This is a genomic window from Sideroxydans lithotrophicus ES-1 (assembly GCF_000025705.1).
Taxonomy (GTDB): domain Bacteria; phylum Pseudomonadota; class Gammaproteobacteria; order Burkholderiales; family Gallionellaceae; genus Sideroxyarcus; species Sideroxyarcus lithotrophicus.
In genome coordinates this window covers 2,662,652-2,688,328 of sequence record NC_013959.1, presented here as the reverse complement: position 1 = coordinate 2,688,328, position 25,677 = coordinate 2,662,652, and the positions used below count along the sequence as shown (strand labels likewise).

The window sequence follows — 25,677 nt, the reverse complement described above, 5'->3', positions numbered from 1 at the left end:
TTTCTGATTTCAACTGAGCACAAACTATAAGTGCCGGGCCGGTTCATCTAGGCCCTGAAATTATCTGGCACTCAAATAACCAAATTAACTTATGTCACATGTCAGCCTGCCTAGTGAGAATCACCGAAATTCTTTCGGTGCTTGCTGGTCGGTGGTGATCGTGTATTGCCTATCGGGTGCAACGAGTCTGGCACTCGAGGTGCTATGGTCCCGCATGTTGTCCATGCAGTTTGGAGTTAGCATATTCGGCGTGGTTCTGACAGTTACGGCATATATGATCGGACTGGGTTCAGGAAGCCTGGCTGGCGCACGGTGGGCGCCACGATGGGGGAAACCGCTGTACATCTTCGCCATTCTGGAAATGGCAATTGCACTATATGCTTTGCTGTTGCCTGGTCTGATGCATGTTACCAGCGGGTGGATGGAGGGCTGGGCAGCTCAGCTATCGCTGGTTCAATGGTATCTGTTGCAGGGAATTGAGGCGCTATGTCTGTTGGTAATTCCCGCATTTGCAATGGGAGTTGGCTTTGCTTTAATACTCAAATTCGTCGAAGAAACGCCCATATCGCTAGCAAAAATCTATGGCTTCAACACGATAGGCGGTGTTTTCGGCGCGCTGTTTCCCCTGTGGAGCTTGCCTGCGTTAGGTTGGACTGACTCAATAAGAATTGTAGCCGCTTTGGGATTGATTGCAGGCAGTGCAGCGCTTGTCATATCAAAACGTGCACGACTCACTGCCGGTGCGACAAGCAAGTCGGAAATCAGATTGCAACGGCCCCCGCTGCAAGCATTGCTGATATATGCCGGCATTGGAGCCGGAAGCATAATGCTGGAGATCGGCTGGATTCGTTTGTACGGTATGGTCATGCTTCGCACCGAATATGTCCTTGGGGTGATTCTGGCTGTATTCCTGCTCGGAATTGCGCTAGGCAGCCTGCTATTACCAAGTCTGAAGAAACACTCGATGACAGAACTGATACCGCTAGTCATCGGGATCGGCGTTCTGATAGGCCTATGGCTACTTCCAGCGACTTCCGCATGGGTGGAACGTAGCGACTACCAATCGTTTTTTGGTGCACTCACCTCACAAGCACTGATACTCGGGGTATTCACCTTGCCCATCACTTTGGCATTGGGAGCATGGCTGCCAATATTGGCAAATCGCTACGGCAGTGCTGAACCAAGCGGAGTCTGGTTCTATGGTGCAAACTGTCTGGGAGGGGCTTTCGGGGCTGTCGTCGGATGTCTGGTCTTGATACCTGTGGTGGGCAGTTTTGGCATGGTTGCATTGGCAGGGCTTGCCATAGCCTGCCTGGGGCTAATCTGGGTCAAGCCACGCTGGCCCTGGTTGATATTCCCATGCATGCTGATAGCGGCCTGGTATTTGCGCAGCATGCCGCCGGTGCATGAGCTGATGCCTAAAATCGAAGCCGGCAGCCAGGATATTTACCATTATGAAGATGCGATAGCCCAAACGCACGTGGTGCAACAGCAGGATGGGCAGCGCGTATTGCTAAGCGATTTGCAGCGGATGGATGCCTCCAGCGATCCAGCTGCAGTTGAGATCCAGATGGATCAAGCCAGACTGGCATTGTTGCTGCATCGGAATCCGCGCAGCATATTATTTCTCGGCTTGGGCACCGGAATATCGGCGGCAGGATCAAAGCCATTTCCTGGACTTGTTCGCAGTGCGGTTGAATTATCCAGAGGCTCGATTTACGCTGCGAAACATTGGTTTGCGCCAGTAAATGACAACATCATGGATCAACTCCAGGTCCAGAGGGACGATGCCCGGCATTACCTAAACACAACGCAGCGCCAGTATGACGTCATAGTGGGAGATCTTTTCCACCCGGATTTGGCGGGTATGGGTTCTTTATTGTCAGTTCAGCAATTCAAAAGAGCTCGGGACCACCTTAATCCAGATGGCATATTTGTCCAGTGGTTGGCGCTTAACCAGTTCGATATTCAATCACTAAATGTTGTCATGCGCAGTTTTCAGCGCGTGTTTCCCAATGCGCAGATATTCATGGACGGTATGCACCTGGCATTGGTTGGTCCAAATGGGCAGTTTGCCGGAGCATCAGCATTGCTGGAAAATTTGAGCAGGATGCCTGCAGAATTGCAAAGCCAGAGCACTGGTGGCGAAGGTGCATGGACATGGCTTGGACGTTATTGGGGCCCGATTGTTGAAACAAAAGGACCGCTGCAAGACGAGTGGGTTCCGTATGTCGAATTCAAATTGCCGCGAGCGCGCTACGATGGAAGCGTGAATTTGGCTTCATTGATGCTGTGGCTGTTGCAGCGTCACCCCGCCCCCGAAGAGGCGATGAAGATATTGGGAATAAGCGAGAGTGACAAGGGGAAATTCGGTCGTGCCTATGTTTCAACCGAACTTACGGTACGCGCATGGGCGACATCCGTTCAGGGTGACGTGGAAAAGGCGACCAATCTGATCTGGTTGGCCTATCAGGCGAATCCCCAGGACCACTGGATTGCCAGTGCGCTAGCTGATAGCATGATGCAGTCACGTATGCAGGCTACCCAGCAGGGATTGAGCGAAGGAGATGCATTGCAGCGGGTTCTGAAAATATTTCCGAATCATGTGAATGCGCTACGCTCACTCTGGCATCTAGAGGAATCAGCAGGCAATGTAAAGCTGGCTGAATCGTATCGTTTGCGCCTGCATGGAATATCGCCTCTGGATGCGGAAACAAGTACAGCTCCCTGATCCAACAAGTACTGTATTAAAAGGACCTCATGTCTTCCGGCATTAACAAAACTCTATCCAGCATACCGATCAAGATTGTCGATCTGGGGATGAAAAAAGGAGCTAGCAGCTACCGCTGGAGAAGGCGTGCCCTGCAAATCGTAATCCTGATATTGCTGGTGCTGATTCCGGTTTCCGGACTCTTCAGGATCGATCCGGAAAATGGGGCACTGGTGGTGCTGGGCTGGCAAATATGGTTCGCAGACTTTTTCCTGGTTACCGGCTTGTGGATAATGATAGCCACCTCATTGGTGGCACTTTATTCAATTGCCGGAACGGTATTCTGCGGATGGGCGTGTCCGCAGAATAGCCTTGCGGAATGGGCTAATTACATGACGCACAAGCTGCTGGGCAAGCGTGCTGAAGTCAGCCTGACCGGTGAGGCGCCCAAGGTGGCGGCGGCGAAGAACAAGGCGCTGAACTGGACGATGCTCGGTCTGTCGTTTCTGGTTGCGGCGATGTTTTTTGCGTTGCTGCCTTTGTTGTATTTCTATCCGCCTGACGTGGTCTGGTCATTCCTGAGTTTCAAAGATGACACAAGATTGGCCGGGTCTTTGTACTGGATATATTTCGTATGGGTGCTGATTATCCTTCTGGATATCGCAGTGCTCCGGCATTTCTGGTGCCGCTTTGCTTGCGTGTACAAGGTCTGGCAGCATTCGTTCAAAACCAAAGAAACCCTGCATGTACTTTATGATTCAAGCCGGGCTGATGAGTGTGAAAAATGTAATTACTGCGTGACAACCTGCTTTATTGAGCTGGATCCCCGCAAGACCGAGATGTATGACAGCTGCATAAATTGCGGTGACTGCATTGATGCATGCAATACATTGCACGCAAAGAAAGGTGGCGTAGGGCTATTGAAATTCGAGTTGGGTCAACGCACAAATGGAAAAATCCGCAGGTTGCGCGACAATTCGATGCTCTTGCTGTCCAGGTTCCGCTGGATCATCCCATTTGCCATATTGGGAATGGCAATGTTTGCATGGGGCGTCTGGTCATACCAGCCTTACCACATATCTGTAGGATTTTCTGAAGCGAAACACAGTCAATCGGAACGGGATTATCGTATTGAAATTTCGAGCAAACGATATCGCCCAACTGAATTGGATGTTGCGGTAGAGGGCTTGCCACAGGATGATTTCACTCTGAGCGGACGAAAGGTAAACATGGAATCCGTCGGCCGAACATCAATTTTCCTTTCCGTATCACCGAAATTGCAGCGAGGCCTCTATCCATTGGCAGTTGTGGTTCACTCGAGTGATGGATGGACGGGGCGCTTTAAATTTCAGCATTTTGTTGAATAGGAGGATGCAATGGAACAGCCGGATAAAAAATTGGAATTGACAAAAGATGCATCTAAGTGGGGTGAGGTTCGCGAAGATCATTTTGGCTATGCATCTGACCAGGAGCGCCTGGACAAACGCGGGATGGAAGATTGGGAGTTGGTAGAGAAGATACCGGAATCGCAACTGAAAGTGCCTTATTGGTTCACGGCAGTGGTTGTGATCGTATTGCTGGTAGGTGTTGGCCTCAGTTTTCCATTCTGGGGATTGCGACCCGGGGTCGTGGTGAAGTGGACAGACTGGATAAAGGACCCGGGTTTCCTGGGCTCTTTGCTGTATATCGCGGCAGCAGCGGCGTTCGTATATTACATGGTGCATTTGTATGGCTCTTCTGCGGGTGGCAGATTAGATTCCGATAAAGAGAAACAAGACGAACCAGAAGATGATAGGCAGCATTAATTTAAACCAGCCGATTGCACCAGATATATCTAAATAATGAAAACATTCCCGTCCTTGGCACTATTGATAGTTTTAACTAGCCTTGCTGGTTGTGGCAAAGATAATGAACAGGCTTTGATTCCTTCTCAGCATTGGGGAGAGACGAATGTGCGAATTGAAACTCACCCCAGTCCGCCGGTTGCCGGGATGTCGGAGATAGTGGTGATCGCGACAGGAGTGCATGGCAGGCCCGTTCAGGACTTAATAGTGTCACTAAGAGGTAGCTCCGCAATGCCTTGGGTGCAAGCAATCCAGGATGGGCTGATTGGAGTGTATCGCCGCGCTATAGACTTGGGAGATGGCGAAACTGCAGTACTACAAGTTCGTCTTCAGCGCGGTACGGATGAAACGATACTGCGCTTCCCACTTAAGCTGACGGCGGATTAATGGCCAGAAGTATTGGTTGAGTCACTTGCTGGGGACTTAATGGTCAAAATGACGTTGGCTAGATAAGTACAAAAGCCAATCGCCATCGTGGTGCCTGAAAGTGCCATGACAGGACCATAAAACCGATGTACCGCCGACATTTCAACAGGGGAGCTGATTAAGATGCCTTCCCAGATGCCAAAGACCATTTGTATTATGTAAAAACTATATACGCCTATGCTGACCCACCAAAAGGTGTGTTGCACCAATTTTATGGAATATATATTTTTTCCCGTAAATATCGGCAATAGATAATAAGTCACGCACATAGCCAATAACACTACGCCTCCAACCAGATTCATGTGTGCATGAGCCAAAGGGTCAATCATGTGACCAGGTCCGCCATATGGACTGCCAATAGAATCCAGCCATGCTCGAACGGGGGGCATTACCTGAAACATGCCATGAATAGTGCCAATAAAGAACGAAAGGGCAGAAAGCAGCAGGAATTTCAGAAGATGCTTATGCAGTATGTTGGTGGTCATCGTAGGATGTTAAAGTACATAAACGGGCCCTTGGACGACATAGATCTGAGTGATTAGGTGTCTGACCGCGAATTAGCAAAATAAAACATCAGAAAAAATCCAGAAATTTCCAGAATTTTCTGATGTTTAGTGTAAGTCGAAACAGGTGTTTTTACTTCTTGTTTACTTCAACGATGCGCTCAATCCCCATCCCGCCGAGATAAACTGCTACCACGACACCCAAAAGGAAAATTGTAATCGGCACTAATAGTTCAATTGGCATAGCTCGTACTCTCCCGTTAACCCGTTAAAATAGTATCGTAAAAGGAAAACAATTAACCCTGCTCACCTCTCATTGCCAGTCTAGCGGAAACAAACCACTCACGCAACTCAAGTTGATACAGGCAAACTTTAACCTAAATTTAACTTAAATTGAATGAATAATCTTTCACGTTGACTGGTTTTGGGACAAACGAAATAAGCGATTTTCGAATGATTGTTGGCTCGGCATAGTGAAGCTGCCGGACTGCTTATTTTGTTCCTTTGCGCCTTTCGACTACATCCCAAACCATATACCCAATAGCGCAGGCAATCAGGAAGCAAACCAATGCGATAAGCTGATATTCGGTATTTGGAGCAACCAGCCCCCCGATAAACATGTGTACCGCAAACCCTGCTATGACCAAGCCACTGATTGCGGCAAGTATATAAATCAATATCTCAATCATGTTTTTTTGCCGGGAGGTCTGGTGGGATGGACTTCTTTACCGCGACAATCACCCCGCCACGCTGCAAAGTCACTGTTTCGACTTTGCCAGCATCCATATTGGCAAGATTGTGAGAAAGTGAATCATTCATAGGGTCGTGCGGATCAAATACCAGATAGTCAATTCCGTGCAACATTGCAAATAATGCCGCGCTGTCCTTCGCATTGGGGGGGAGTGGGAGTGCATCGCATCGACAGGCTAACATCGTAAGAGCGGGCCATTGGCTTGCAATTCGTATCGTCTTCTTCTCAGTGGCATTCTGGCTGTTCTCATCATTTAAAAATAGGCCGCTATCTTCTGCCATGACCTTAATAATACTGTCTCGCGGAGACAGATTGCCCGACTGTAGCATCTCAAAACGCGCTTTGTTGGCCACCATGAAAGTTGTTGCTACAACGAAGATAAGTAATAAAACCATTCCGCGTTGTTCCCAAAAGCCGCTATGTGGGCTTGCTGTTTTACGCAGCATCAACGGTATGCCCCAGTACAGGCAAGTTGCAAGTGCAGCCAGGGCAAAAAAATCATCTCCAGTAAATGCGCTGATCATGAGGGCGAACAAGAGAGCGAGCCCAAGAAAATCCGCAAATAAATTCTTTGCTTGTTTCCAGAGCACCAGTATCAGGATGAATAAGGTGCCGATTCCGCACAGCCAATGGAAGGTGCCGAAATCTTCGCCTGTTGCCGGCCCCAACAATATGCTGGACAAACTCCGGATTGGATTGGAGAACCATTCAATATGGCTCCATCCTGACGTTAAAACTAAAGCAACCAAGGTTGCCGAGATGATTCCGCTAAAAATGTAGTTGCGATGATTCTGGTCAATGGGTTTTTTGTGCCAGGTCCAGAGAAGCGCTAACGGGTAAGCGAACCCGGCCGGGTGGAGGGTAACGCTCGCTAAACATAAAAAAATCTGAGCAAAATACATTCCGCCGAAGGCTCGTTTTGATTCTCGATAGATTTGGTTTGACCACGCCCCAAGCACAAATACCAGGAGAAGATATGGTGAGACGGAAATAGTGTCGATTTGATCCAGAAACAGTGGTGAAAGCAGCAGCAAACCTGTGGCCAGTAATGCGCCTTCAGTGTCCCCTTCGCGACTTTTCCATGCATGAAGAGCCCAGGCTGTGATAGACATTGCCAGAATTGTCGTTATCTTTGCGGCAAGCACATTCCCGGTCCATAAAATACCGGCAGGCGCCAGAAACACAGTGCGAAGATCTGGAAATCCCAATGTCAGGATCGGGCTGACGACATTGTCTGAAACAGACCACACCAACAACAAGGCATGTGCGGCACCTTCATCAAGCCCATAAGATGTTTTGTGCAATAGTGTGAAACTTATGACGCCCCAAAGTGCAAAGGCGAGATATGCCCAATACCTATTGGGAATTCGAGTTAACAAATTATTCATTATTAAGCGGAGGCCCGTCGGAGAAATAATACGAATACTACAATATTGCACCGCAGTACTACTATTGAATCAAATATCAATTGATTCTTTCCTTGAGAGCATTAGGGGTAAAGCCTTCGCGCAGGTATGGTTTGAAACTGGCAGTTTGAATTGGTGGAACGCAATCTATTGCTATCCAGAAAATAATGTCAGAAAGCGAGCAATGAGCAATTAAGCGCGATTTTCAAGGGTGCATAATCAATTGACAATTGGCAGCTCTACGCATAGTATGAAAAAGCATCTCAAAAATGTGGCTTGAACAATATTGCCATTTCATCGTTATCAAACATATCGTTATGGGGTAGCAGACATGGAAACAAAAAACTTAAAAGAAAATCAACAGGCTAAACTGAAAGAGTTGCAGGCTCAACAGGCTAAACTGAAAGAGTTGCAAGCCGAATTGGAACGAATAAACACTAAAATCAAAAACAATGAGAAGCTTTCAGTGGATGACACTAAGTTCATTGGCGATCTTGGCTGGCTCACTGCGTTGTCGGTAACAATAGCAAGTATAGCCGCCAGTCTTTGATTGACGCTTTTTGAGATACGCAAAAAAGTAGTGAATTGCTAAGTTGGTAAAAAGGCCGGCAGAGATGCTGGCCTTTTTACTTGGACTGGTATGATTATAAGCGGACATCCTATGCGTAGATGCTTTCATTTATACCGGCATGGAATCCATATATAGCTAATATTTAGAACTGTCGAAGTACCTCAATTTGCGGAGACTGGCTTATGAGCCGTTTGTTATTCTTTCTGGCCATCATCATAGTTGTTTACCTGCTGCTAAAGTCTCTGCGCGGGCGGGCTGCCAAGAATGACTTAACCTTTCCGCCAGAAGAAATGGTGCGTTGCGCTCAGTGCGGGGTGCACCTGCCCAAAAGTGAAAGCATTATGGCTGGCGGTGATTATTATTGCAGCGATGAGCATCGCCGCAAACATAGCTCCAAATAGATTCGATGCGGGATAGCCAATCCCTCACCGGAATATTCCCATCCTTGCAAACGGCTGCGCCGTTATCGCAAGAGAATCTGTGGCGATCCTTAAGTCTGTTCAACCTCTACCGCCTGATACTTGGTGGTGTGTTATTGCTCGTCCCGACAATATTCGGCGAGTTGTTCTTGTTGAATGCACTCAGCCAGACAGAGTTTTATTGGGTTGCTACCGCATATACGTTACTGGTATTGGTTTCGGTTCTGACAATAGCATTTAGGAGGCTGAGTGCCAATTTACAGTTGGCGTTCCAAATATGCACCGATATCGCCGCGATAGCGAGTCTCACTTATTTTGGCGGCGGGATTCAGAGTAATCTCGGTATGCTGTTACTGGTATCGCTGGCGTTGGCCGGGATGATCGGGCGTGGCCGCATTACCCTGCTTTTTGCCGCGCTTGCCAGCATCGCAATGCTGCTGGAGCATGGGTATGCAGTGCTAGTCAAAGATGGGGTTGGGGCGCAGTTCTTTCAGGTCGGTATCCTGAGTACGTCATATTTTGCAGTGGCCTGGTTGGCGCATACGCTTTCAAAATATGCAGTTGCCAGCGAGAGGCTGGCATTCCGGCGGGGCGTAGATCTGTCCAACATGGCCGAAGCCAACCGTCTGATGATTCAGGACATGCCGGATGGAGTGCTGGTCGTCGATGAGCGTGGTGTGGTGCGTCAATCCAATCCTGGTGCGGAACGGCTGCTAGGCTATGTGTTTCCATCGGGAGGCAAGACACAATTGGCAGAGTGTTCGCCTTTGCTGGAGGCGATGTTCGCCGCTTGGCGCCAGAACAAGGCGCTGGGGCATGAAGTATTGCGTTTGCCGGGGACTAACAAAACGGTGCGAGTGCGTTTTTTGCCGGTTCAGCGGGAGGGATTCTGGGGGGTGGTGGTGGTACTTGAAGATATGCAGCGGGCGCAAGAGCAGGCGCAACAGGTTAAGCTAGCAGCACTGGGAAGATTGACCGCAAATATTGCACATGAGGTGCGCAATCCGCTATCGTCCATCAGCTATGCAACCGAATTGCTTAAAGAGCAGAGGCATGATCCCGCGCAAGCAAGATTGTTTCAGATCATTCTGGACAATACTTCTCGCTTGAACCGGATAGTGCAAGATGTGATGCTGGTTAATCGCCGGGACCGTGTGCAGGCGGAGAGCCTCGAGCTGGCAACACGACTTGAGGAATTGATCGAGAGCGTATGTCAGGCCGAAAAGGTTTCACGATCGGTGTTTGAGTTGCAGGTTGATCCATCATGCAGAGTTCGTTTCGATCGCGGACATTTTGAGCAAGTATTATGGAATCTGTGCCGCAATGCTTTGCGTTATAGTCAAAAACGAGTGGGCAGTGTTCGCCTGCGCGCATTCACAGCTGAAGATGGGAATGCGGTATTGGAGGTGTCAGATGATGGGGGGGGCGTGTCGGGCGAGGCATCACAGAAGTTATTCGAGCCCTTTTTCACTACGGATGCCGGTGGTACGGGTTTGGGGCTATACATTGCGCGGGAACTCTGTGATGCGAACGGTGCGATGATTGAATACAGGCGAGCCCTTGACGGCGGCGCATGTTTTCGAATCACGTTTGGGAGCAATGATGACTCTTAGAATAGTAAATGTCCCTCGCGTACTGGTTGTGGATGATGAGGCGGATATATTGGAATTGCTGGAGTTGGCTCTGGTGCGTATGGGTCTGGAGGTTGTGCGTGCAAGCAATGTAAGGCAAGCCAAAGAATGCTTGGACAGCGGAAGTTTCGATCTTTGTCTCACTGATATGCGGATGCCAGACGGAGAAGGGCTGGAGGTTGTTCGTTATATCTCCGAGCGTGGTTTGGATGTGCCGGTGGCCGTGATCACTGCCCATGGCAATCTCGAAAATGCAGTAGCTGTTCTCAAGGCGGGGGCATTTGATTATCTTTCCAAGCCGGTAGCATTGGATCAGTTGCGCACGCTGGTCACATCTGCGCTCAGATTGCCTGCGTCCAATGTCGCGATAAAGGAGGGGGAAAACACTTTGCTGGGGAGTTCTCCAGCCATGGTGCAGGCACGCGAGCTGATTGGGCGCGTGGCGCGCAGTCAGGCGCCGGTTCATATTAGCGGTGAATCCGGCAGCGGCAAGGAATTGGCCGCATGTTTGATTGTTGAGAAGAGTGCGCGTCGCGATCAGCCGTTTATTGCAGTGAACTGCGGGGCGATTCCCGAGAATTTGATGGAAAGCGAGTTTTTTGGCTATCGCAAAGGGGCGTTTACCGGTGCGGACAAGGACAAGGAGGGGTTCTTTCAGGCTGCGAATCAGGGCACGTTGTTTCTGGACGAAGTGGCAGATCTGCCGATGATGATGCAGGTCAAATTATTACGAGCAATCCAGGAAAAGAAAGTGCGCCGCATCGGTGCAACTCAGGAAGAGCCGGTGGATGTTCGAATTCTCAGTGCCACCCACCATGATTTGGCTAAATGCGTCCAGCAAGGTGAGTTCAGGCAAGATCTGTACTATCGCTTGAATGTCATTTCATTGCAGATGCCGTCTTTGCGGGAGATGCGCGAGGATATACCGGAGATTGCATGCCGAATATTGGAGCGGTTGCGAGGAAGCTCGAATGCCAAATTTTCAGCGCAGGCATTGAATGAGCTTGCGCGATACGATTTCCCCGGAAATGTGCGCGAGTTGGAGAATGTTATCGAACGAGCATTGGCGTTGTGCCAGAACGATGTCATTACACCCGCAGACTTGCAGTTGATGCCAGTGCAGTCGGCGCAAGTGGAGGATAGGAGTGAGGGGGCTGGCAAGTATCCGCTTACCGACTATCTGGATCGAATCGAACGCGAAATCATTCTGGAAGCGCTGCATCAGACCCATTTTAACCGTACATCTGCAGCCAAAATACTGGGAGTGACGTTTCGTGCATTGCGTTACCGCATGGAACGGCTATCCATTACCGACAAGGATAAAGTCGATTGAAGCCGGACTCGCTGGGCTGGATGAGCGGTGTGCTCAAAATAGTTTCCCCCAATTGTGATGCTCGTCCGCCACGCGCAACTATCAATCTGTTGGTTATTCATAATATCAGCCTGCCGCCTAACGAGTATGGCGGAGATGCGATCAAAAGATTTTTTACCAATACGTTGGACCATACCGAGCATGCTTACTTTGAGCAGCTCAAGGATTTGAAAGTCTCCTCACATTTCCTGATTCGGCGCAATGGGCAAATTGTGCAGTTCGTTCCGTGCAATAAAAGAGCATGGCATGCGGGTGTCTCGAACTGGCATGGTCGTTCGCGCTGCAATGACTTCTCTATCGGAATAGAAATGGAAGGCAGCGATTTCGAGCCTTTTGTCGAATGCCAATATGACACGCTGGTACGACTGACCAGGCATCTCAAACGAACATACCCGATTATGGACATCGTGGGGCACTGCGATATCGCGCCAGGGCGAAAGACCGATCCAGGCCCTTTTTTTGACTGGAATCTCTACTTGGCTAGACTGGAATAATCCGATTCCCCCGGATCAAGCTTGCTAGCCAGTAAATAAATTTAGTCATAGGTTAAAAAAGAAAAGATATAGGCCAAAATTCTGCTTGCATAAATTCAGTGATGCACTAGAATTAGTGAAAATTCGCTGGCGCACCACTAGATATAGTGGTTTCTGTTTTTCTGGCGGGACTTGGTGGTTTTATTGTTCCCGCCTCAAGCAATTAAAGGGGAGTCGTATGTTGCTTGCTTCTGATAGTGTTTCTTCTTCTGTTTCGCCAATGCTGGTACAACAAAATCCTGAGTCTGTAACTTCATCCAATAACCTGCCGTTGGATCAATATAAAGTGATCCGCCGTAATGGCTCAGTGGTGTCATTCGAGCCAAGCAAAATTTCCATCGCCGTAACCAAGGCGTTCATTGCCGTCAATGGCGGCCAGGGTGCCGCGTCGGCCCGCGTTCGCGAGCTGGTCGAGCAGTTGACTGCCAATGTGGTGAGTGCGCTGATTCGCCGCCAGCCGCATGGTGGAACTCTGCATATCGAGGATATCCAGGATCAGGTCGAATTGTCCCTGATGCGTTCCGGCGAACATGATGTTGCACGTTCCTATGTGCTTTACCGTGAGCAGCGTACTCGTGAACGGAGCAAAGGCAAGAAGGAGATTGACGCGGCTCCCGCGCTGAATATCAAGGATGGTGATGTGACTCGCCCGCTGGATGTGGTGCAGCTGTCTGCGCAAATCCAGTCTGCCTGCGTGGGCTTGGGCGGGGCCGTAGACGCAGACAAGATTCTTAAGCTGACATTGAAGGATCTGTATGACGGCGTTGCCGTCGAAGAAGTGCGCAAGTGTGCCATTCTTTCTGCGCGTACATTGATTGAGCAAGATCCTGCCTACAGTTTTGTCACGGCCCGCTTGTTGCTGAACAACATTTGCTGCGAGATTCTTGGGGGGCAAGTAAGCCAGGCCGATATGGCGGAACGTTACGCTGAATATTTCCCGAAATTCATCAAGCGTGGCATCGAGGCCGAGTTGTTGAACGAAGAATTGGGGCACTTTGATCTGGATCGGCTTGCCGGGGCGCTGGATAGCAGTCGGGATTTGCAGTTCAATTATCTGGGCCTGCAGACGCTGTATGACCGTTACTTTCTGCATGTTGACGGCCAGCGCATCGAATTGCCGCAGGCATTTTTCATGCGCGTGGCGATGGGCTTGAGCCTGAATGAGATCAATCGCGAAGAGCGTGCCATCGAGTTCTATCGTCTGTTATCCAGTTTCGATTTCATGAGCTCTACGCCGACACTGTTCAATTCGGGAACGCGTCGCTCGCAGCTTTCTTCCTGCTATCTGACCACCGTGGCGGATGATCTGGACGGTATTTACGAAGCGCTTAAAGAGAACGCCTTGCTGTCCAAGTTTGCGGGCGGTCTGGGCAACGACTGGACCAATGTGCGTGCGCTAGGTAGCCACATCAAGGGTACCAACGGCAAATCGCAGGGTGTGGTTCCGTTCCTGAAAGTGGTCAACGACACCGCCGTCGCGGTGAATCAGGGGGGCAAGCGCAAGGGAGCGGTTTGCGCCTATCTGGAGACTTGGCACCTCGATATCGAGGAATTCCTGGAGCTGCGCAAGAACACCGGCGATGACCGTCGTCGTACTCATGATATGAATACCTCGAACTGGATTCCCGATCTGTTCATGAAGCGTGTGATGGAAGGTGGTGAATGGACATTGTTCTCGCCTTCAACATGCCCTGATCTGCATGACAAGTTCGGTGCCGAATTCGAAAAGGCCTATACCGCCTATGAGGCAAAGGTTGCCAGCGGCGAGCTTAAACTGTTTAAAAAAGTGCCGGCACAATCGCTCTGGCGCAAGATGTTGACCATGCTGTTCGAGACCGGCCACCCCTGGATTACATTCAAGGATCCTTGCAATATCCGTAGTCCGCAACAGCATGTGGGAGTGGTGCATAGCTCCAATCTGTGCACCGAGATCACGCTGAACACATCCGACAGCGAAATCGCGGTTTGTAATCTCGGCTCAGTCAATCTTGCGGCGCACTTGTTTCCTAAGGGGCACGCAAAGGCCGGGCAGATAGATCATGACAAACTGAAGCGTACGGTGAGTACCGCCATGCGCATGCTGGATAACGTGATCGACATCAACTACTACGCAGTGGCAAAGGCGCGCAATTCCAATCTCAAGCATCGTCCGGTTGGTCTCGGCATCATGGGCTTCCAGGATTGTTTGCACGATTTACGCATTCCATATTCTTCGGATGCCGCGATTGAGTTCGCTGACCGCTCGATGGAGGCCGTGTGCTACTACGCTTATTGGGCTTCCACTGACTTGGCTGCAGAGCGCGGCCGTTATGCCAGTTATCGCGGTAGCCTGTGGGACAAAGGCATCCTGCCGCAAGACAGCCTGAACCTGTTGCTGGAGCAACGTGGAGGATATGTCGAGGTGGATATGTCGTCCAACCTGGATTGGGATGCGCTGCGTGCCCGTATTCAGCAAAACGGCATGCGCAATTCCAACTGCGTGGCCATTGCGCCGACGGCAACCATTTCCAACATCATTGGCGTATCGGCATGCATTGAGCCGACATATCAGAATATTTTTGTGAAATCGAACCTCTCCGGCGAGTTCACAGTCATCAACGACCATCTGGTAAACGATTTGAAAGCGCTGGGCTTGTGGGATGAGGTGATGATCGCCGATCTTAAGTATTTTGACGGTAGCCTTGCAAAGATCGATCGAATTCCAGCAGAGTTGCGCGAGCTATATGCCACAGCCTTTGAAGTCGAGCCGAAATGGCTGATTGAGGCCGCATCGCGTCGCCAGAAATGGATAGATCAGGCACAATCCCTCAATATTTACATGTCTGGCGTATCGGGCCGCAAACTTGATGAGACATACAAGTTGGCATGGCTGCGTGGTTTGAAGACCACCTACTATCTGCGTGCTTTGGGTGCCACTTCGGCGGAAAAATCAACTTCTCGTGCCGGCTCGCTGAATGCGGTGTCGAGCGGTGGTGGGGCGGGTGAAATGTCGGCGTCCCCAGTGGTGGAAGAGGCGAAGTTCTGCTCAATTGACAATCCTGAGTGCGAAGCCTGCCAGTAAGCTGGCTTGAGTTCTTGCCTCGGCGAGGTTCGAATAATGCGGATGCCAAAGCAATTATTCCATAAGGTATGTATTTTATTAATAATTTGTTCTGCGCAATGGGCGTGAACACCAAGTGGCAGAGGAATTGTAATGTTAAATTTTGAAGATGATATTACCCCTACAGCAATGCCGGTGGGTGCTCGTATGGCGACTATGGAAGTTGGTGCTACCAAGCAAGCTGTCCTGAGCGATTGTTCATACACGATTGCATCGACTTCTACGGGGCGCATTCGCGTGGAAGACAAGCGCATTATCAATAGCAGTGCCGACGTAAATCAACTGGTGCCCTTCAAGTACAAGTGGGCTTGGGAGAAATATCTGGCTGGCTGCGCGAATCATTGGATGCCGCAGGAAGTTAACATGTCTGCTGACATCGCCCTATGGAAGAATCCCAATGGTCTGACCGATGACGAGAGGCGGTTGGTTAAGCGCAACCTCGGGTTTTTTACCACGGCTGATAGCCTGGCGGCAAACAACATTGCACTAGGCACGTATCGTCATATTACCAATCCGGAATGCCGCCAATTCCTGTTGCGCCAGGCTTTTGAGGAGGCAATCCATACCCATGCATACCAATATATCGTGGAGAGCCTGGGGTTGGACGAAGGCGAAGTTTTCAACATGTACCACGAAGTGCAAAGTATCCGTGACAAAGACGAGTTTCTGCTGCCATTTATTGATGTGCTGACTAACCCTGATTTCAAAACCGGTACGCCGGAGAACGATCAGAAGCTATTGCGCAGTTTGATCGTGTTTGCCTGCATCATGGAGGGCCTGTTTTTCTACGTTGGATTTGTGCAAATCCTGGCCTTGGGGCGACAAAACAAGATGACAGGTGCTGCCGAGCAATACCAATATATCTTGCGGGACGAATCCATGCATTTGAATTTTGGCGTGGATGTAATCAACCAGATCAAATTGGAAAATCCGCACCTGTGGACGCCTGCCTTCCGCGAAGAAGTGCGCGGCTTGATCCAGAAGGGTGTGGAGCTGGAATATCGTTACGCCGAAGACACGATGCCGCGCGGAGTGCTTGGTCTTAATGCAGGCATGTTCAAGGAATATCTGCGTTTTATTGCGAATCGTCGTTGCCAACAGATTGGTGTGGACATGTTATACCAAGGCGCTACAAATCCGTTCCCGTGGATGGCAGAGATGATCGATCTCAAGAAAGAAAAGAATTTCTTTGAAACGCGAGTTACCGAGTATCAGACAGGCGGTGCACTGTCATGGGATTAGCAATTTATGGCTCATAAGGACTCTATTTGTCTGGGTGGCCAATAGAGCCCGGAATGGATGGGGACGAAATTTGAATAATCATCCCTTCACTAAATCTGGCGGTAAAACTTAAGCGCTCCCTTTGGGGGCGTTTTTATTGGATTTTTCGGGGAGGGCTTGGAGTGCTGCTGACCTGAAATTCTACAAACTGGGCGTTGGTACATAGCCCTAAAATTCGAGTCAGCAGTTGGAAAGGCATGCAGAAGGGACTAGCTTTCGGCGCAACTGGTGATTTTCGCTACAGTGAACAAAGTACGGCTCCAAGCGGCTAATCTGAGCGTGCTAATGGGAAAGGCGAAATTCCTGATATCTGGAAGAGTAGTGGTCGTCCCCGGAATGGCGGGCGACTTTACCTGGAACAGGGTAACTGCTTTCTGCGGACCATTGTATTTGCCAATCTGCGAAACAAAGTGGCTTGAGTCGTGATGGTTGGATGAATCGGTTGATTTGCGAGCCATCGCTGACTGATTAAATTGAAACAGGCACAAAAAATTGCAAAAAACAACAATTAATTGTTGACATGGAGCACAATTCAGATAAAGTTGCAACCGCAAGATATAGTAAGAAAAACATCAATATCCACTAATTGTAGTGATGGAAGTTGCCTAAAAAGGATTTGTTTTGCGATTACTCTATATTCAAAAAGGAACTAAAACTTAATGTTGCCTTTTGTGCTCATGGCGCAATTGAATACCGAGAAGTCTTCTCAGGGGTGTTTCTCCCTTCAATATTTTGAGTCGGTGGTCAATATTGATTTGGCTATGCGACTTATCTTCCCGCAGCTTGATTCCAACAGATGGCTATGATGAAAAAAATCCGCTTACTGGTTGCTGGAGTTGGGCCAGTTCAATTTGGTTTTTTGATCTGGCGGAGATTCGTGCGGCAACTCGCTTTATGGGGTAGGTCTTATGCCGGCTATGCCGGAAATATAAGTCAAAGAATTGCATTGCTCGTTGTTTCAGGCAGGCCTGCGGGGCAGACCTGTTTTTCTGTGAGCGTAGGTAAAGGCAGTATTGTGGCCTTTGCTTCAAGGGCTTCAGTCATACCGCTTTGCGGTGTGTTGGAGGTGTAGTGGTTGTCTAGTTGTATATTGTTAACTTTCATTACTTGAGGAGGTTGAAATGGTAGCAGCAAAGAAAGCTAAACCAGCAGCAAAAAAGGCGGCTGCGAAGAAGCCCGCAGCCAAAAAAGTGGCAGCAAAAAAGCCGGCCGCTAAGAAAGCTGTAGCGAAGAAGCCCGCAGCCAAAAAAGTGGCAGCAAAAAAGCCAGCCGCTAAGAAAGCTGTAGCGAAGAAGCCCGCAGCCAAAAAAGTGGCAGCAAAAAAGCCGGCCGCTAAGAAAGCTGTAGCGAAGAAGCCCGCAGCCAAAAAAGTGGCAGCAAAAAAGCCAGCCGCTAAGAAAGCTGTAGCGAAGAAGCCCGCAGCCAAAAAAGTGGCAGCAAAAAAGCCAGCCGCTAAGAAAGCTGTAGCGAAGAAGCCCGCAGCCAAAAAAGTGGCAGCAAAAAAGCCAGCCGCTAAGAAAGCTGTAGCGAAGAAGCCCGCAGCCAAAAAAGTGGCAGCAAAAAAAGTGGCAGCAAAAAAGCCAGCCGCTAAGAAAGCTGTAGCGAAGAAGCCGGCATCGGTTGCCAAGCCTGTTGCAGCTCCGGCCGCAACTACATTGGCTCCATCTGCGCCAGCTCCTGTGCGTCCGGCTGCGACTTGGCCTTTTCCCACACCAGGCATAAGCAAGCCGAATTAATGTGGTGGAAGGCTGTGAAGGCAGCCCCGATCATGCTGCAAGGTAGGGGCTGATTCACGGTTGTCGGATGGCGGGCCGGACAGGCTCGGCGGTATTTTCGTACCAGTGAAAGTACGCGGGGTAGGTCCCCTCTGCGAAACGCCTAATTGTCAGGCGTATTGTAGTAGGTCTGCATATGCAAAGGCTCGCGCCGCTATCTTGACGATGGAAATGGAAATTTTCCACGGTTTTGTGGAGGTGTTGTGTGCGCCGCTCGAATCGGGTGGCTGGTATACACTTAAACTTCAGGCGAAGTTTGTCTATTTCAAAGATGGTATCTTGAAGTTCTGCAGAAAAAACATCAATTAAGATCACACGGCCTGCGCAACCAACATTACGTTGCAAAATGGCGTTCCTTTGTGCATTGGAAGCGGTTTTACCCTAAATCCATTGCGTTCCAATACGGCCAGCCATTCGTTCAGTGTGCGGCAATAAAGCCTGCTGATGCGATGTCCACGCAGATAAAATACAGTACGATCTACCCAATTGCTGTAATGGAAAGGCAGGCCACCAGCAGCATCACCAATGCGGGTGATAAAAGTGCCGCCAGCAGGCAACGATGCGTGGATTCGACGCAGCACACCTTCCTGAGCATCGTGGTCGATGTAATGCAATACATCGAGAATGATGGCGACCTCGGTTTTGCCGAATTCTGCCGTGCAGATGTTGCCAAGGTCGAACTGTGCACGATTGCCAAGTGCAGCTCGGGCGCGATCCACGTCTTTTGGCATCAGTTCCAGCCCCCAGATTTCCTTTATCTTCGGTGCCGCCGGCCAGTGTGGCGGCCAATTCCCGGACTCGTGCAACGCGCGAGCCTCAAGTAGCCACGACGCGAGCAGGCCTTGACCGCAGCCGAGATCGATCAAGCGCCCGGCATCAGGAATCAGACCATGCTCGAGCAAGCCGAAGAAAGCAGGATCTCCCCTCAATTTTCCTCGGGCGAAATGCCAGGCAAAACTTCCAGCAGCATAGTATGGCTGAGTGGCGCGGTCGATCAGGATGCGGCGAAAGTCTGCGGTCATGGAATTGCGGAACGTAAGGTAACGGAATGAAGGCCGGATTGCGCAAGATTGTCCAGCAGGCGCGGCAGTACGTTGAGAATGACCGGCTGGCCTTGAGCGGTGCGCGCGGCGCTCCCATCATGCAACAACAGGATGTCGCCGCTCTTCAAATTGTGCACCAGGCTATTGAATACGGTATCGGCGTTGTTTATCTGTGTGTCGAAACCTCGCCTGCTCCAACTGCACAGTCGCAATCCGCAATGGGCCAGGACAGGTTCAAGTTCTGGGTTGCGTAGCCCGGCGGTGGCACGGAAGAAGCGCGGTTCTTGCCCCCCGATCTCGGTCAGCATCTGTTGCGCCTTTTGCACCTCGCGGTAGATGCTCCAGGGATCGAGCAGGGAAAAGTACCACTGATGTGACATGCTGTGATTTTCTATGGCGTGACCGCGCCGGATGATCTCACGGCACAATTCCGGGTGTTGTACCGCGATTCTGCCGATGCAAAAGAAGGTTGCTTTGGCTTGATAGCGGTCGAGGATGTCCAGTACCTGGGGTGTCACTTCCGGGTCGGGGCCGTCGTCGATGGTGATGGCCACCGCGCCATTTTGACAGGCGACCAGTGGCAAACGGGTGATGTTCGGTCCCAGTAAAGTGCTGCGCGGAACCAGTCCGGCGATGGTGAGGATGGAATGGTTGACGAATATGACACCCAGCATCCACTTCCAAAGTAATGGATAGCAAAGGGTGGCGCCGATGCATCCGGCGAGTATCAGCAGGGAAAGTTTTATGGCGAGTGTCGGTTTCCAGTTGCGGCAGGGAAAAAGCATCGTTACGTCACGTATTGAATTTTGCGCGGCATTATACAATGCAGGATTCGGAGAATGCCCGTATCCGTACAAAGGAGTTGCTGTGTTGCTGCATAGAATCGTTATCTCTCTTTTCCTGACCGTCCTGGGTGCTTGCAGTACTCCGCCGCAAAAACCAATAGCCATGGTGCGGGGAGATTACACCTACACTGAGCAATACATCACTTGGCTGATCCAACAGCGGATGTCGAGCGACGATGTCACCGGATTGAGCATCGCACTGGTTGATGATCAAAGAGTCGTGTGGGCGCAGGGTTTTGGCTATGCCGACAAACAGGCCGGCATCAAGGCCACACCAGACACGGTGTATCACCTTGGTTCCATTGCCAAGGTGTTTACCGCTACAGCGACAATGCAACTCGCCGAACAGGGCAAGCTGGATATTGATCAGCCCTTGCAAAAGATACTACCGGAGTTCTCCATCAAGAGCCGTTTTGGAGGTGTAGGCGGAATCACTCCGCGTAACATCATGGATCATCATTCCGGCCTGCCCGGAAACTGGGTCCGTGGTATGAGTGAGCGCCATCCCAAACCATTCACGGATCTGGTGACGGCAGTGAAAAACGAATACATGGCTTTCCCGCCGAATTATGTATTTGCCTATTCCAATCTTGGGGTGACGCTGCTTGGTGCGGCCATCGGTAATGTGAGCGGAGTGAGCTATGCCAGCTATATGCATGATCATCTTTTGCAACCGCTGGGCATGAATCATTCCGAGTTTGCCCCGCGTATTCCCGGCAAAAGCTACAACAAAGGCAAGGAAGTCGAAGCCATTCCACTTCGCGACCTTCCTTCCGGCGGACTGAATTCCAGTGTGGACGACATGACGCATTTCATGCAGATGATATTTGCCGATGGAAGATATGACGGGAAACAGATCGTACAGCCGGAATCGCTGCGCGAGATGTTCAAGGTACAGAATGCAAATGTGCCGCTGGATTTCGATTTCAAGATGGGGTTGGGCTGGATGCTGAGCGGTGTGGACGTGCCGCATGCCGGTACTGTAGCCAGCCACGGCGGTACCACGCTCAATTACCATACCATGGTAGCGATACTGCCAGAACATAAACTCGGGGTGGTAGTGATGTCCAACTCAACGACCTCGCAAACGCTGGTGGCCGATGTGACAGCCGAGATGCTGAAATTGGCTCTGGAAGCCAAACGCGGTATCGACCAACCGGAAAGAAAGGTGGTCGAGATGAAGAGCGTGCCGCTAGATGAAGAGGATATCCGTGCCTATTCCGGCTACTTTGAGACATTGATCGGCTTGGTTAAAGTAGAAGGGGCATCAGGCGAGTTGACCGCCGATCTCATGGGCTGGAAGTTCCAGCTGGTGAAACACGATGACGGCCGGTTCGGGGTACGTCTCAAGCTGCTTGGATTCATTCCGGTAGCGAACAGTCAGATGAAAGAGATGAGCATGTCTTTACATCACATCGACGGGCATGAGGTGCTGGCGCTTGATCGGAACGGAGAGGCCATGCTCATAGGCGAGAAGCTGCAACCGAAGCCGTTGCCGGAATATCTCAATGAATACGTTGGCAAGTACGACATCGTCAACAAGCATGACGGCCCCATGCCGGAGAATATTCGGGTGCTGCGCGAAGGCGATTTGCTGGTTGGCGAATTCACTTTTGCAGAGAAACCGGGTTTTTTGTTTCGCACTGCATTCCTGCCGGTTGCACAGGACGAACTGGTCATGGCCGGTCTGGGCAGCGGAAAGGGGGACACCGTGCGCCTGGCCAAGATTGGCGGCGAGGAGCATATCTACTATTCCGGTTTCGACTTGAAAAAGAGACCCGCTGCACGAAGTCAATGATGCAACTACAAACGGATTTCATCCACGATATTGCGCTCGAAATCGAGGGCGAACGCTCTTTGCTGCTGGTGTTGCCGGGTGCGAAGAATACGCCGCAGCAGCTGGTAGAAAAGGGTTTTATCCGCGAATTGCGTACGAGAAAGTTGCCGGTAGATGTGCTGGTGCTGGATGTGCATGCAGATCTATATCTGGAGCCTGCCGATATTGAACGCGTACTGCACCACACGCTGAATGAGGTGCGCAGCCACGGTTACCATCGCATCTGGTTGCTCGGCATCTCTCTTGGGGGATCGGGGGCAATGATTTGCGTCACACAGCGAACAAAGGAGATCAATGGGGTGTTTTTGCTGGCGCCATTTTTGGGAACACGCGGCATCATTGCCGAAGTGGAAGCTGCAGGTGGGCTACGCTGTTGGCAGGCTGGAGAGATCGGCAGTCGTGACTACGAACGCAGATTACTGTCACAACTGCAGAGCTATACATCGGAGCCGCGCAGGCTGCCGGCTACTTACCTGGGCTATGGCAGCGAAGACAAATATCGTGGTGCGAGCACCATGTTGTCGAAACTAATAGCAGCACATCGAGTGGCGGTGGTGCCAGGCGGGCACGATTGGGAGACGTGGCTGGCGCTTTGGGGCAAGCTATTGGACAAGCAGCCTTTTGCCGAATGATCTGCATTTGTACTGCACAGATTATGCTTTCGTGACGAAAGAGTTAGGAGTACGCTGGCGCAGTCAGGTGCCAGTCATGTGAGTTCAGGTATGACCAGATATTCCGTCCAACGCTTCAGAGCTGCAGTGCTGCATATGTATCTGCACATTGCTGCAATGATTACGATTCCCTTGTCGGCACTGTATTTTCTGCTGGCTGCAACACCTGACAGAGGGGTGGTGCCATTTGCATTCGCCCTGTTTGTGCTCTGGCTAAAGTGGCGTACGCGGCACAGCAGCGAAGAATCTTTGCGTTATGCAGGCTGGTTCGTGCTGATGATTATGTGCCTGATGCTTTATGGTGCATACACCAGCAATGAAAGTCTCCATCAAGAAGTGTGGATGATGATATTCCCCATTGCTTTTGCGCCCATCGTCGCAACACGAGAACGCTTGATCTGGATTGTGATCGGGGCGGTGGGTTTAACTTCGGTGATGATGTTGCGTCCAGAGCCTCTCACTACCATTTCCACTTTTGTTTTTGTCATTGCATATTTGACATTGGGGTTCATCACCATGATGCTGGTGCGACACAATGAGCAGAACATCGAGCGCCTGGCGCACTTGTCCATCATCGATCCTCTTACCAGGGCATATAACCGTGGTTATCTCAAAGATGTGATGGTCAGCGAGATCAATCGTTGCAGGCGCAGCGGACAGGCGTTGACGGCGATCATGCTGGATATCGACTATTTCAAAATGTTCAACGATGCATACGGACACTTGTATGGCGATAGTGTGCTGGAGCAAGTGGCGGATGCGCTCAAGCGCTCAGCGCAACGGGCAGGGGATTATGTATTTCGCTACGGCGGCGAAGAGTTTTGCATCATCACTTCCGGATTGAATCGCGATGAATCCATGCAGTTCACAGAGAAGTTGCGGTGTTGCATCTTGGAATTGAACATCGAGAACCAGCGATCGCCGCACCGTCGTCTGACGGCATCCGCAGGTTTTTGGTGTGCATCCGACTTGGGCGAAGTTACACCGAGCGCCATGTTGCTGAATGCAGACAATGCGCTTTACCGTGCAAAGGCTGCCGGTCGAGATTTGGTCGTGGATTTCGATGAAATGACTACAACAGACGCTGAAATGGCCCAGCCTCAGGGAGTGGTTATATGAGCGCAGGCGACAGGTGATAATCCAGAACGCGTGCTTTATTTGAACTCTCGGAGTTCCTTTGGCGTATCGTCGTGATTGCCGTGCGGGTGAAGTTCATAGGCTTTTACGAAGATCTCTTGCGAGTTGTTCTTGGTGCGCGGTTCGGGGGTCTTCAGGTTGTGGTATTGCACGTCTTCGCAATAATGGATCAGATGCTTTTTGATCTTGCCGAGAGCGCTATATTCAAGGCGGAAGCCCTCGCTGGTGAGCGCCTTTTCCAATCCTTCAAGTGAATAATGCTGGATGCTGTAGCGAATCAGCAGGCTGTTCGGCAACGGTCCCATTTCGACGTGAAAGTTGTCCAGGCCAACCAGCAGCATATATGCCGCGAAGAGCTGGTTGGCTGGCTCTTTACTGAAGAACAACAGCCGTTGTTTTTGTAGTTCGAACGGGTTCACCGCATCACTTCCTGTGCAATATGCTTATTCCTTTGAGCAGATTCAGGGCCTGGTTCAACTGGTAGTCGTTCTTCGCGCCGAATTCGGTAATCACAGGTTTGCTGCTGTCGTTCTCCTTGACCTTGGTCTGGCTCTTTGCCGGCTTGGCGGGTGCCTCGCTCTTGTCTTCACCCTGGCCGTTGGTCAGGTGCTTGTCCAGATCAACTTCGCGCAAGCGGAAGGCATTGTCGAAACTGGCGGTAGCAGGATCTTCCACTACGATGTCAGGCTCGATCCCCTTGGCTTGTATGGAGCGCCCGCTAGGCGTGAAATAGCGCGCTGTGGTGAGCTTGAGGGCGGTGTTGTTGCCCAATGGCAGAATGGTCTGCACCGAACCCTTGCCGAATGACTGCGTGCCCATGATGACGGCGCGTTTCTGGTCTTGCAACGCACCGGCCACGATCTCGGAAGCGGAAGCCGATCCACCGTTAACCAAAACCACCATCGGCACACTCTTGAATGAATCCGGCAGATCTTTCAGGTAGTCACTCTTGCCTGTTCCGCGCAAGTAATTGTCCGGGCTGGCGGTAAGGTGCATCTTGGCATCCTCGGTGCGGCCCTCTGTGTAGACGACAAGCGCATCTTTGGGCAAGAAGGCGGAAGCGACAGCAACAGCGCCGGTCAACAGGCCGCCCGGATCGTTGCGCAAGTCCAGAACCAGGCCCTTCAGGGGGCCGTTGTTTTCCTTCTGCAGGTTCTTCAATGCAGTGGCGAGATTTTCGCCAGTGTGTTCCTGAAACTGGGTGATGCGTACGAAACCGAACCCAGGCTCGGGCAGTTTGGATTTGACGCTCTGCACCTTGATGACGGCGCGCGTCACACTGATCACCAAAGGTTTGGATTCACCCTTGCGCAGGATGGTGAGATTGATGGAGCTGCCGGGTTTCCCGCGCATGCGCTTCACTGCATCGTTCAGGGAAAGTCCCTTCACCAGAGTGTCGTCGAGTTTAATGATGAGGTCGCCGCTTTTGACCCCGGCGTTGAAGGCGGGAGTGTCCTCGATCGGAGAAATGACCTTGACCAGGCCATCTTCCATGCCGACTTCGATCCCCAATCCGCCAAATTCACCTTGTGTGCCGACTTGCAGATCCTTGAAGGCATCAGCGTCAAGATAGGCTGAGTGCGGGTCGAGGCCACTCACCATGCCATTGATCGCAGATGTGATGAGGGTCTTGTCGCTTACCGGCTCTACGTAATCGCTCTTGATGCGCCCGAATACTTCCGTAAAGGCGCGTAACTCCTCGACTGGCAGGTTCAGTTCGGTATCCTTGTCTGCAACAGCGGAAAATTGCAGGCTGACCAGGATGCCTGCTACCAAACCGATACCGATAAGACCATATTCCTTGAATCGACGACTCATTTGA

Annotated in this window: 22 protein-coding genes; 15 read left to right on the top strand and 7 right to left on the bottom strand. The window is 50.8% G+C overall.

Features of this window, described 5'->3' with window-relative positions; genetic code table 11:
* The first annotated feature begins 214 nt into the window (after positions 1–214).
* Genes SLIT_RS13205 through SLIT_RS13195 form a run of 3 tightly spaced genes read left to right on the top strand, consistent with a single transcriptional unit; the run spans position 215 to position 4,515 of the window.
* Positions 215–2,731: a fused MFS/spermidine synthase gene (locus tag SLIT_RS13205; RefSeq protein ID WP_150103015.1), complete on the top strand. Its 2,517-nt coding sequence runs from the start codon at positions 215–217 to the stop codon at positions 2,729–2,731.
* Between the two features lie 29 nt (positions 2,732–2,760).
* The gene (locus tag SLIT_RS13200; protein WP_013030766.1) at positions 2,761–4,077 is read left to right on the top strand and encodes a 4Fe-4S binding protein; all 1,317 of its coding nucleotides are present in this window, start codon (positions 2,761–2,763) and stop codon (positions 4,075–4,077) included.
* Positions 4,078–4,086: 9 nt separating this feature from the next.
* Positions 4,087–4,515 (top strand): hypothetical protein, encoded by a 429-nt coding sequence (locus SLIT_RS13195; protein ID WP_013030765.1) that lies wholly within the window; start codon positions 4,087–4,089, stop codon positions 4,513–4,515.
* A gap of 422 nt (positions 4,516–4,937) precedes the next feature.
* Here SLIT_RS13195 and SLIT_RS13185 read toward each other — a convergent pair whose 3' ends face one another.
* The 3 genes from SLIT_RS13185 to SLIT_RS13175 all read right to left on the bottom strand — a co-directional run bounded on the left by SLIT_RS13185 (position 4,938) and on the right by SLIT_RS13175 (position 7,622).
* Positions 4,938–5,465, bottom strand: a complete 528-nt coding sequence (locus SLIT_RS13185) for a cbb3-type cytochrome c oxidase subunit I (protein ID WP_013030763.1) — start codon at positions 5,463–5,465, stop codon at positions 4,938–4,940.
* A gap of 509 nt (positions 5,466–5,974) precedes the next feature.
* Positions 5,975–6,172 carry a hypothetical protein gene (locus SLIT_RS13180; protein WP_013030761.1) on the bottom strand — a complete coding sequence of 66 codons (198 nt, stop codon included), beginning with the start codon at positions 6,170–6,172 and terminating at the stop codon, positions 5,975–5,977.
* Positions 6,165–7,622: a hypothetical protein gene (locus SLIT_RS13175; RefSeq protein WP_013030760.1), complete on the bottom strand. Its 1,458-nt coding sequence runs from the start codon at positions 7,620–7,622 to the stop codon at positions 6,165–6,167. The genes SLIT_RS13180 and SLIT_RS13175 overlap by 8 nt, the downstream gene beginning before the upstream one ends.
* 349 nt (positions 7,623–7,971) lie before the next feature.
* Between SLIT_RS13175 and SLIT_RS13170 the strand changes: the two genes are divergently transcribed.
* The 9 genes from SLIT_RS13170 to SLIT_RS15695 all read left to right on the top strand — a co-directional run bounded on the left by SLIT_RS13170 (position 7,972) and on the right by SLIT_RS15695 (position 18,283).
* Complete coding sequence (locus SLIT_RS13170; protein WP_013030759.1) at positions 7,972–8,190, top strand: hypothetical protein; 219 nt, start codon at positions 7,972–7,974, stop codon at positions 8,188–8,190.
* 203 nt (positions 8,191–8,393) lie between these two features.
* Entirely contained in the window at positions 8,394–8,612 is a 219-nt protein-coding gene (locus SLIT_RS13165; RefSeq protein WP_013030758.1) for a PP0621 family protein, read from the top strand.
* 44 nt (positions 8,613–8,656) lie between these two features.
* A complete protein-coding gene (locus tag SLIT_RS13160) occupies positions 8,657–10,243 on the top strand; it encodes a two-component system sensor histidine kinase NtrB (protein WP_041421377.1) in 1,587 nt (528 codons plus the stop codon).
* Positions 10,233–11,594 (top strand): sigma-54-dependent transcriptional regulator, encoded by a 1,362-nt coding sequence (locus SLIT_RS13155; RefSeq protein ID WP_013030756.1) that lies wholly within the window; start codon positions 10,233–10,235, stop codon positions 11,592–11,594. Before SLIT_RS13160 ends, SLIT_RS13155 begins: the two co-directional genes overlap by 11 nt.
* Positions 11,591–12,127, top strand: coding sequence for a 1,6-anhydro-N-acetylmuramyl-L-alanine amidase AmpD (gene ampD, locus SLIT_RS13150; protein WP_013030755.1), 537 nt, complete (start codon positions 11,591–11,593; stop codon positions 12,125–12,127). Before SLIT_RS13155 ends, ampD begins: the two co-directional genes overlap by 4 nt.
* 259 nt (positions 12,128–12,386) lie before the next feature.
* Positions 12,387–15,227 (top strand): ribonucleoside-diphosphate reductase subunit alpha, encoded by a 2,841-nt coding sequence (locus SLIT_RS13145; protein WP_013030754.1) that lies wholly within the window; start codon positions 12,387–12,389, stop codon positions 15,225–15,227.
* A 132-nt stretch (positions 15,228–15,359) separates the two neighbouring features.
* Positions 15,360–16,508 carry a ribonucleotide-diphosphate reductase subunit beta gene (locus tag SLIT_RS13140; protein WP_013030753.1) on the top strand — a complete coding sequence of 383 codons (1,149 nt, stop codon included), beginning with the start codon at positions 15,360–15,362 and terminating at the stop codon, positions 16,506–16,508.
* Positions 16,509–17,349: 841 nt separating this feature from the next.
* Positions 17,350–17,619: a hypothetical protein gene (locus SLIT_RS15995; protein WP_150103013.1), complete on the top strand. Its 270-nt coding sequence runs from the start codon at positions 17,350–17,352 to the stop codon at positions 17,617–17,619.
* 49 nt (positions 17,620–17,668) lie between these two features.
* Positions 17,669–18,283 carry a histone H1-like DNA-binding protein gene (locus SLIT_RS15695; protein WP_013030752.1) on the top strand — a complete coding sequence of 205 codons (615 nt, stop codon included), beginning with the start codon at positions 17,669–17,671 and terminating at the stop codon, positions 18,281–18,283.
* A gap of 350 nt (positions 18,284–18,633) precedes the next feature.
* Here SLIT_RS15695 and SLIT_RS13130 read toward each other — a convergent pair whose 3' ends face one another.
* Both SLIT_RS13130 and SLIT_RS13125 read right to left on the bottom strand, forming a co-directional pair.
* Complete coding sequence (locus tag SLIT_RS13130) at positions 18,634–19,344, bottom strand: class I SAM-dependent methyltransferase (protein ID WP_013030751.1); 711 nt, start codon at positions 19,342–19,344, stop codon at positions 18,634–18,636.
* Positions 19,341–20,150 (bottom strand): polysaccharide deacetylase family protein, encoded by an 810-nt coding sequence (locus SLIT_RS13125; RefSeq protein ID WP_013030750.1) that lies wholly within the window; start codon positions 20,148–20,150, stop codon positions 19,341–19,343. The genes SLIT_RS13130 and SLIT_RS13125 overlap by 4 nt, the downstream gene beginning before the upstream one ends.
* A gap of 163 nt (positions 20,151–20,313) precedes the next feature.
* On the opposite strand from SLIT_RS13125, the gene SLIT_RS13120 reads away from it, so the two are divergent.
* From SLIT_RS13120 to SLIT_RS15425, 3 genes are all read left to right on the top strand, one after another.
* The gene (locus SLIT_RS13120) at positions 20,314–22,008 is read left to right on the top strand and encodes a serine hydrolase domain-containing protein (RefSeq protein ID WP_049871013.1); all 1,695 of its coding nucleotides are present in this window, start codon (positions 20,314–20,316) and stop codon (positions 22,006–22,008) included.
* Positions 22,005–22,679: a hypothetical protein gene (locus SLIT_RS13115; RefSeq protein WP_013030748.1), complete on the top strand. Its 675-nt coding sequence runs from the start codon at positions 22,005–22,007 to the stop codon at positions 22,677–22,679. The genes SLIT_RS13120 and SLIT_RS13115 overlap by 4 nt, the downstream gene beginning before the upstream one ends.
* A gap of 90 nt (positions 22,680–22,769) precedes the next feature.
* A complete protein-coding gene (locus SLIT_RS15425; protein WP_013030747.1) occupies positions 22,770–23,837 on the top strand; it encodes a GGDEF domain-containing protein in 1,068 nt (355 codons plus the stop codon).
* A 35-nt stretch (positions 23,838–23,872) separates the two neighbouring features.
* Here the strand turns inward: SLIT_RS15425 and SLIT_RS13105 are convergent, their stop codons facing one another.
* Positions 23,873–24,274, bottom strand: a complete 402-nt coding sequence (locus SLIT_RS13105; protein WP_013030746.1) for a hypothetical protein — start codon at positions 24,272–24,274, stop codon at positions 23,873–23,875.
* A gap of 4 nt (positions 24,275–24,278) precedes the next feature.
* A complete protein-coding gene (locus SLIT_RS13100) occupies positions 24,279–25,673 on the bottom strand; it encodes a S41 family peptidase (RefSeq protein ID WP_013030745.1) in 1,395 nt (464 codons plus the stop codon).
* Positions 25,674–25,677 lie beyond the last annotated feature (4 nt).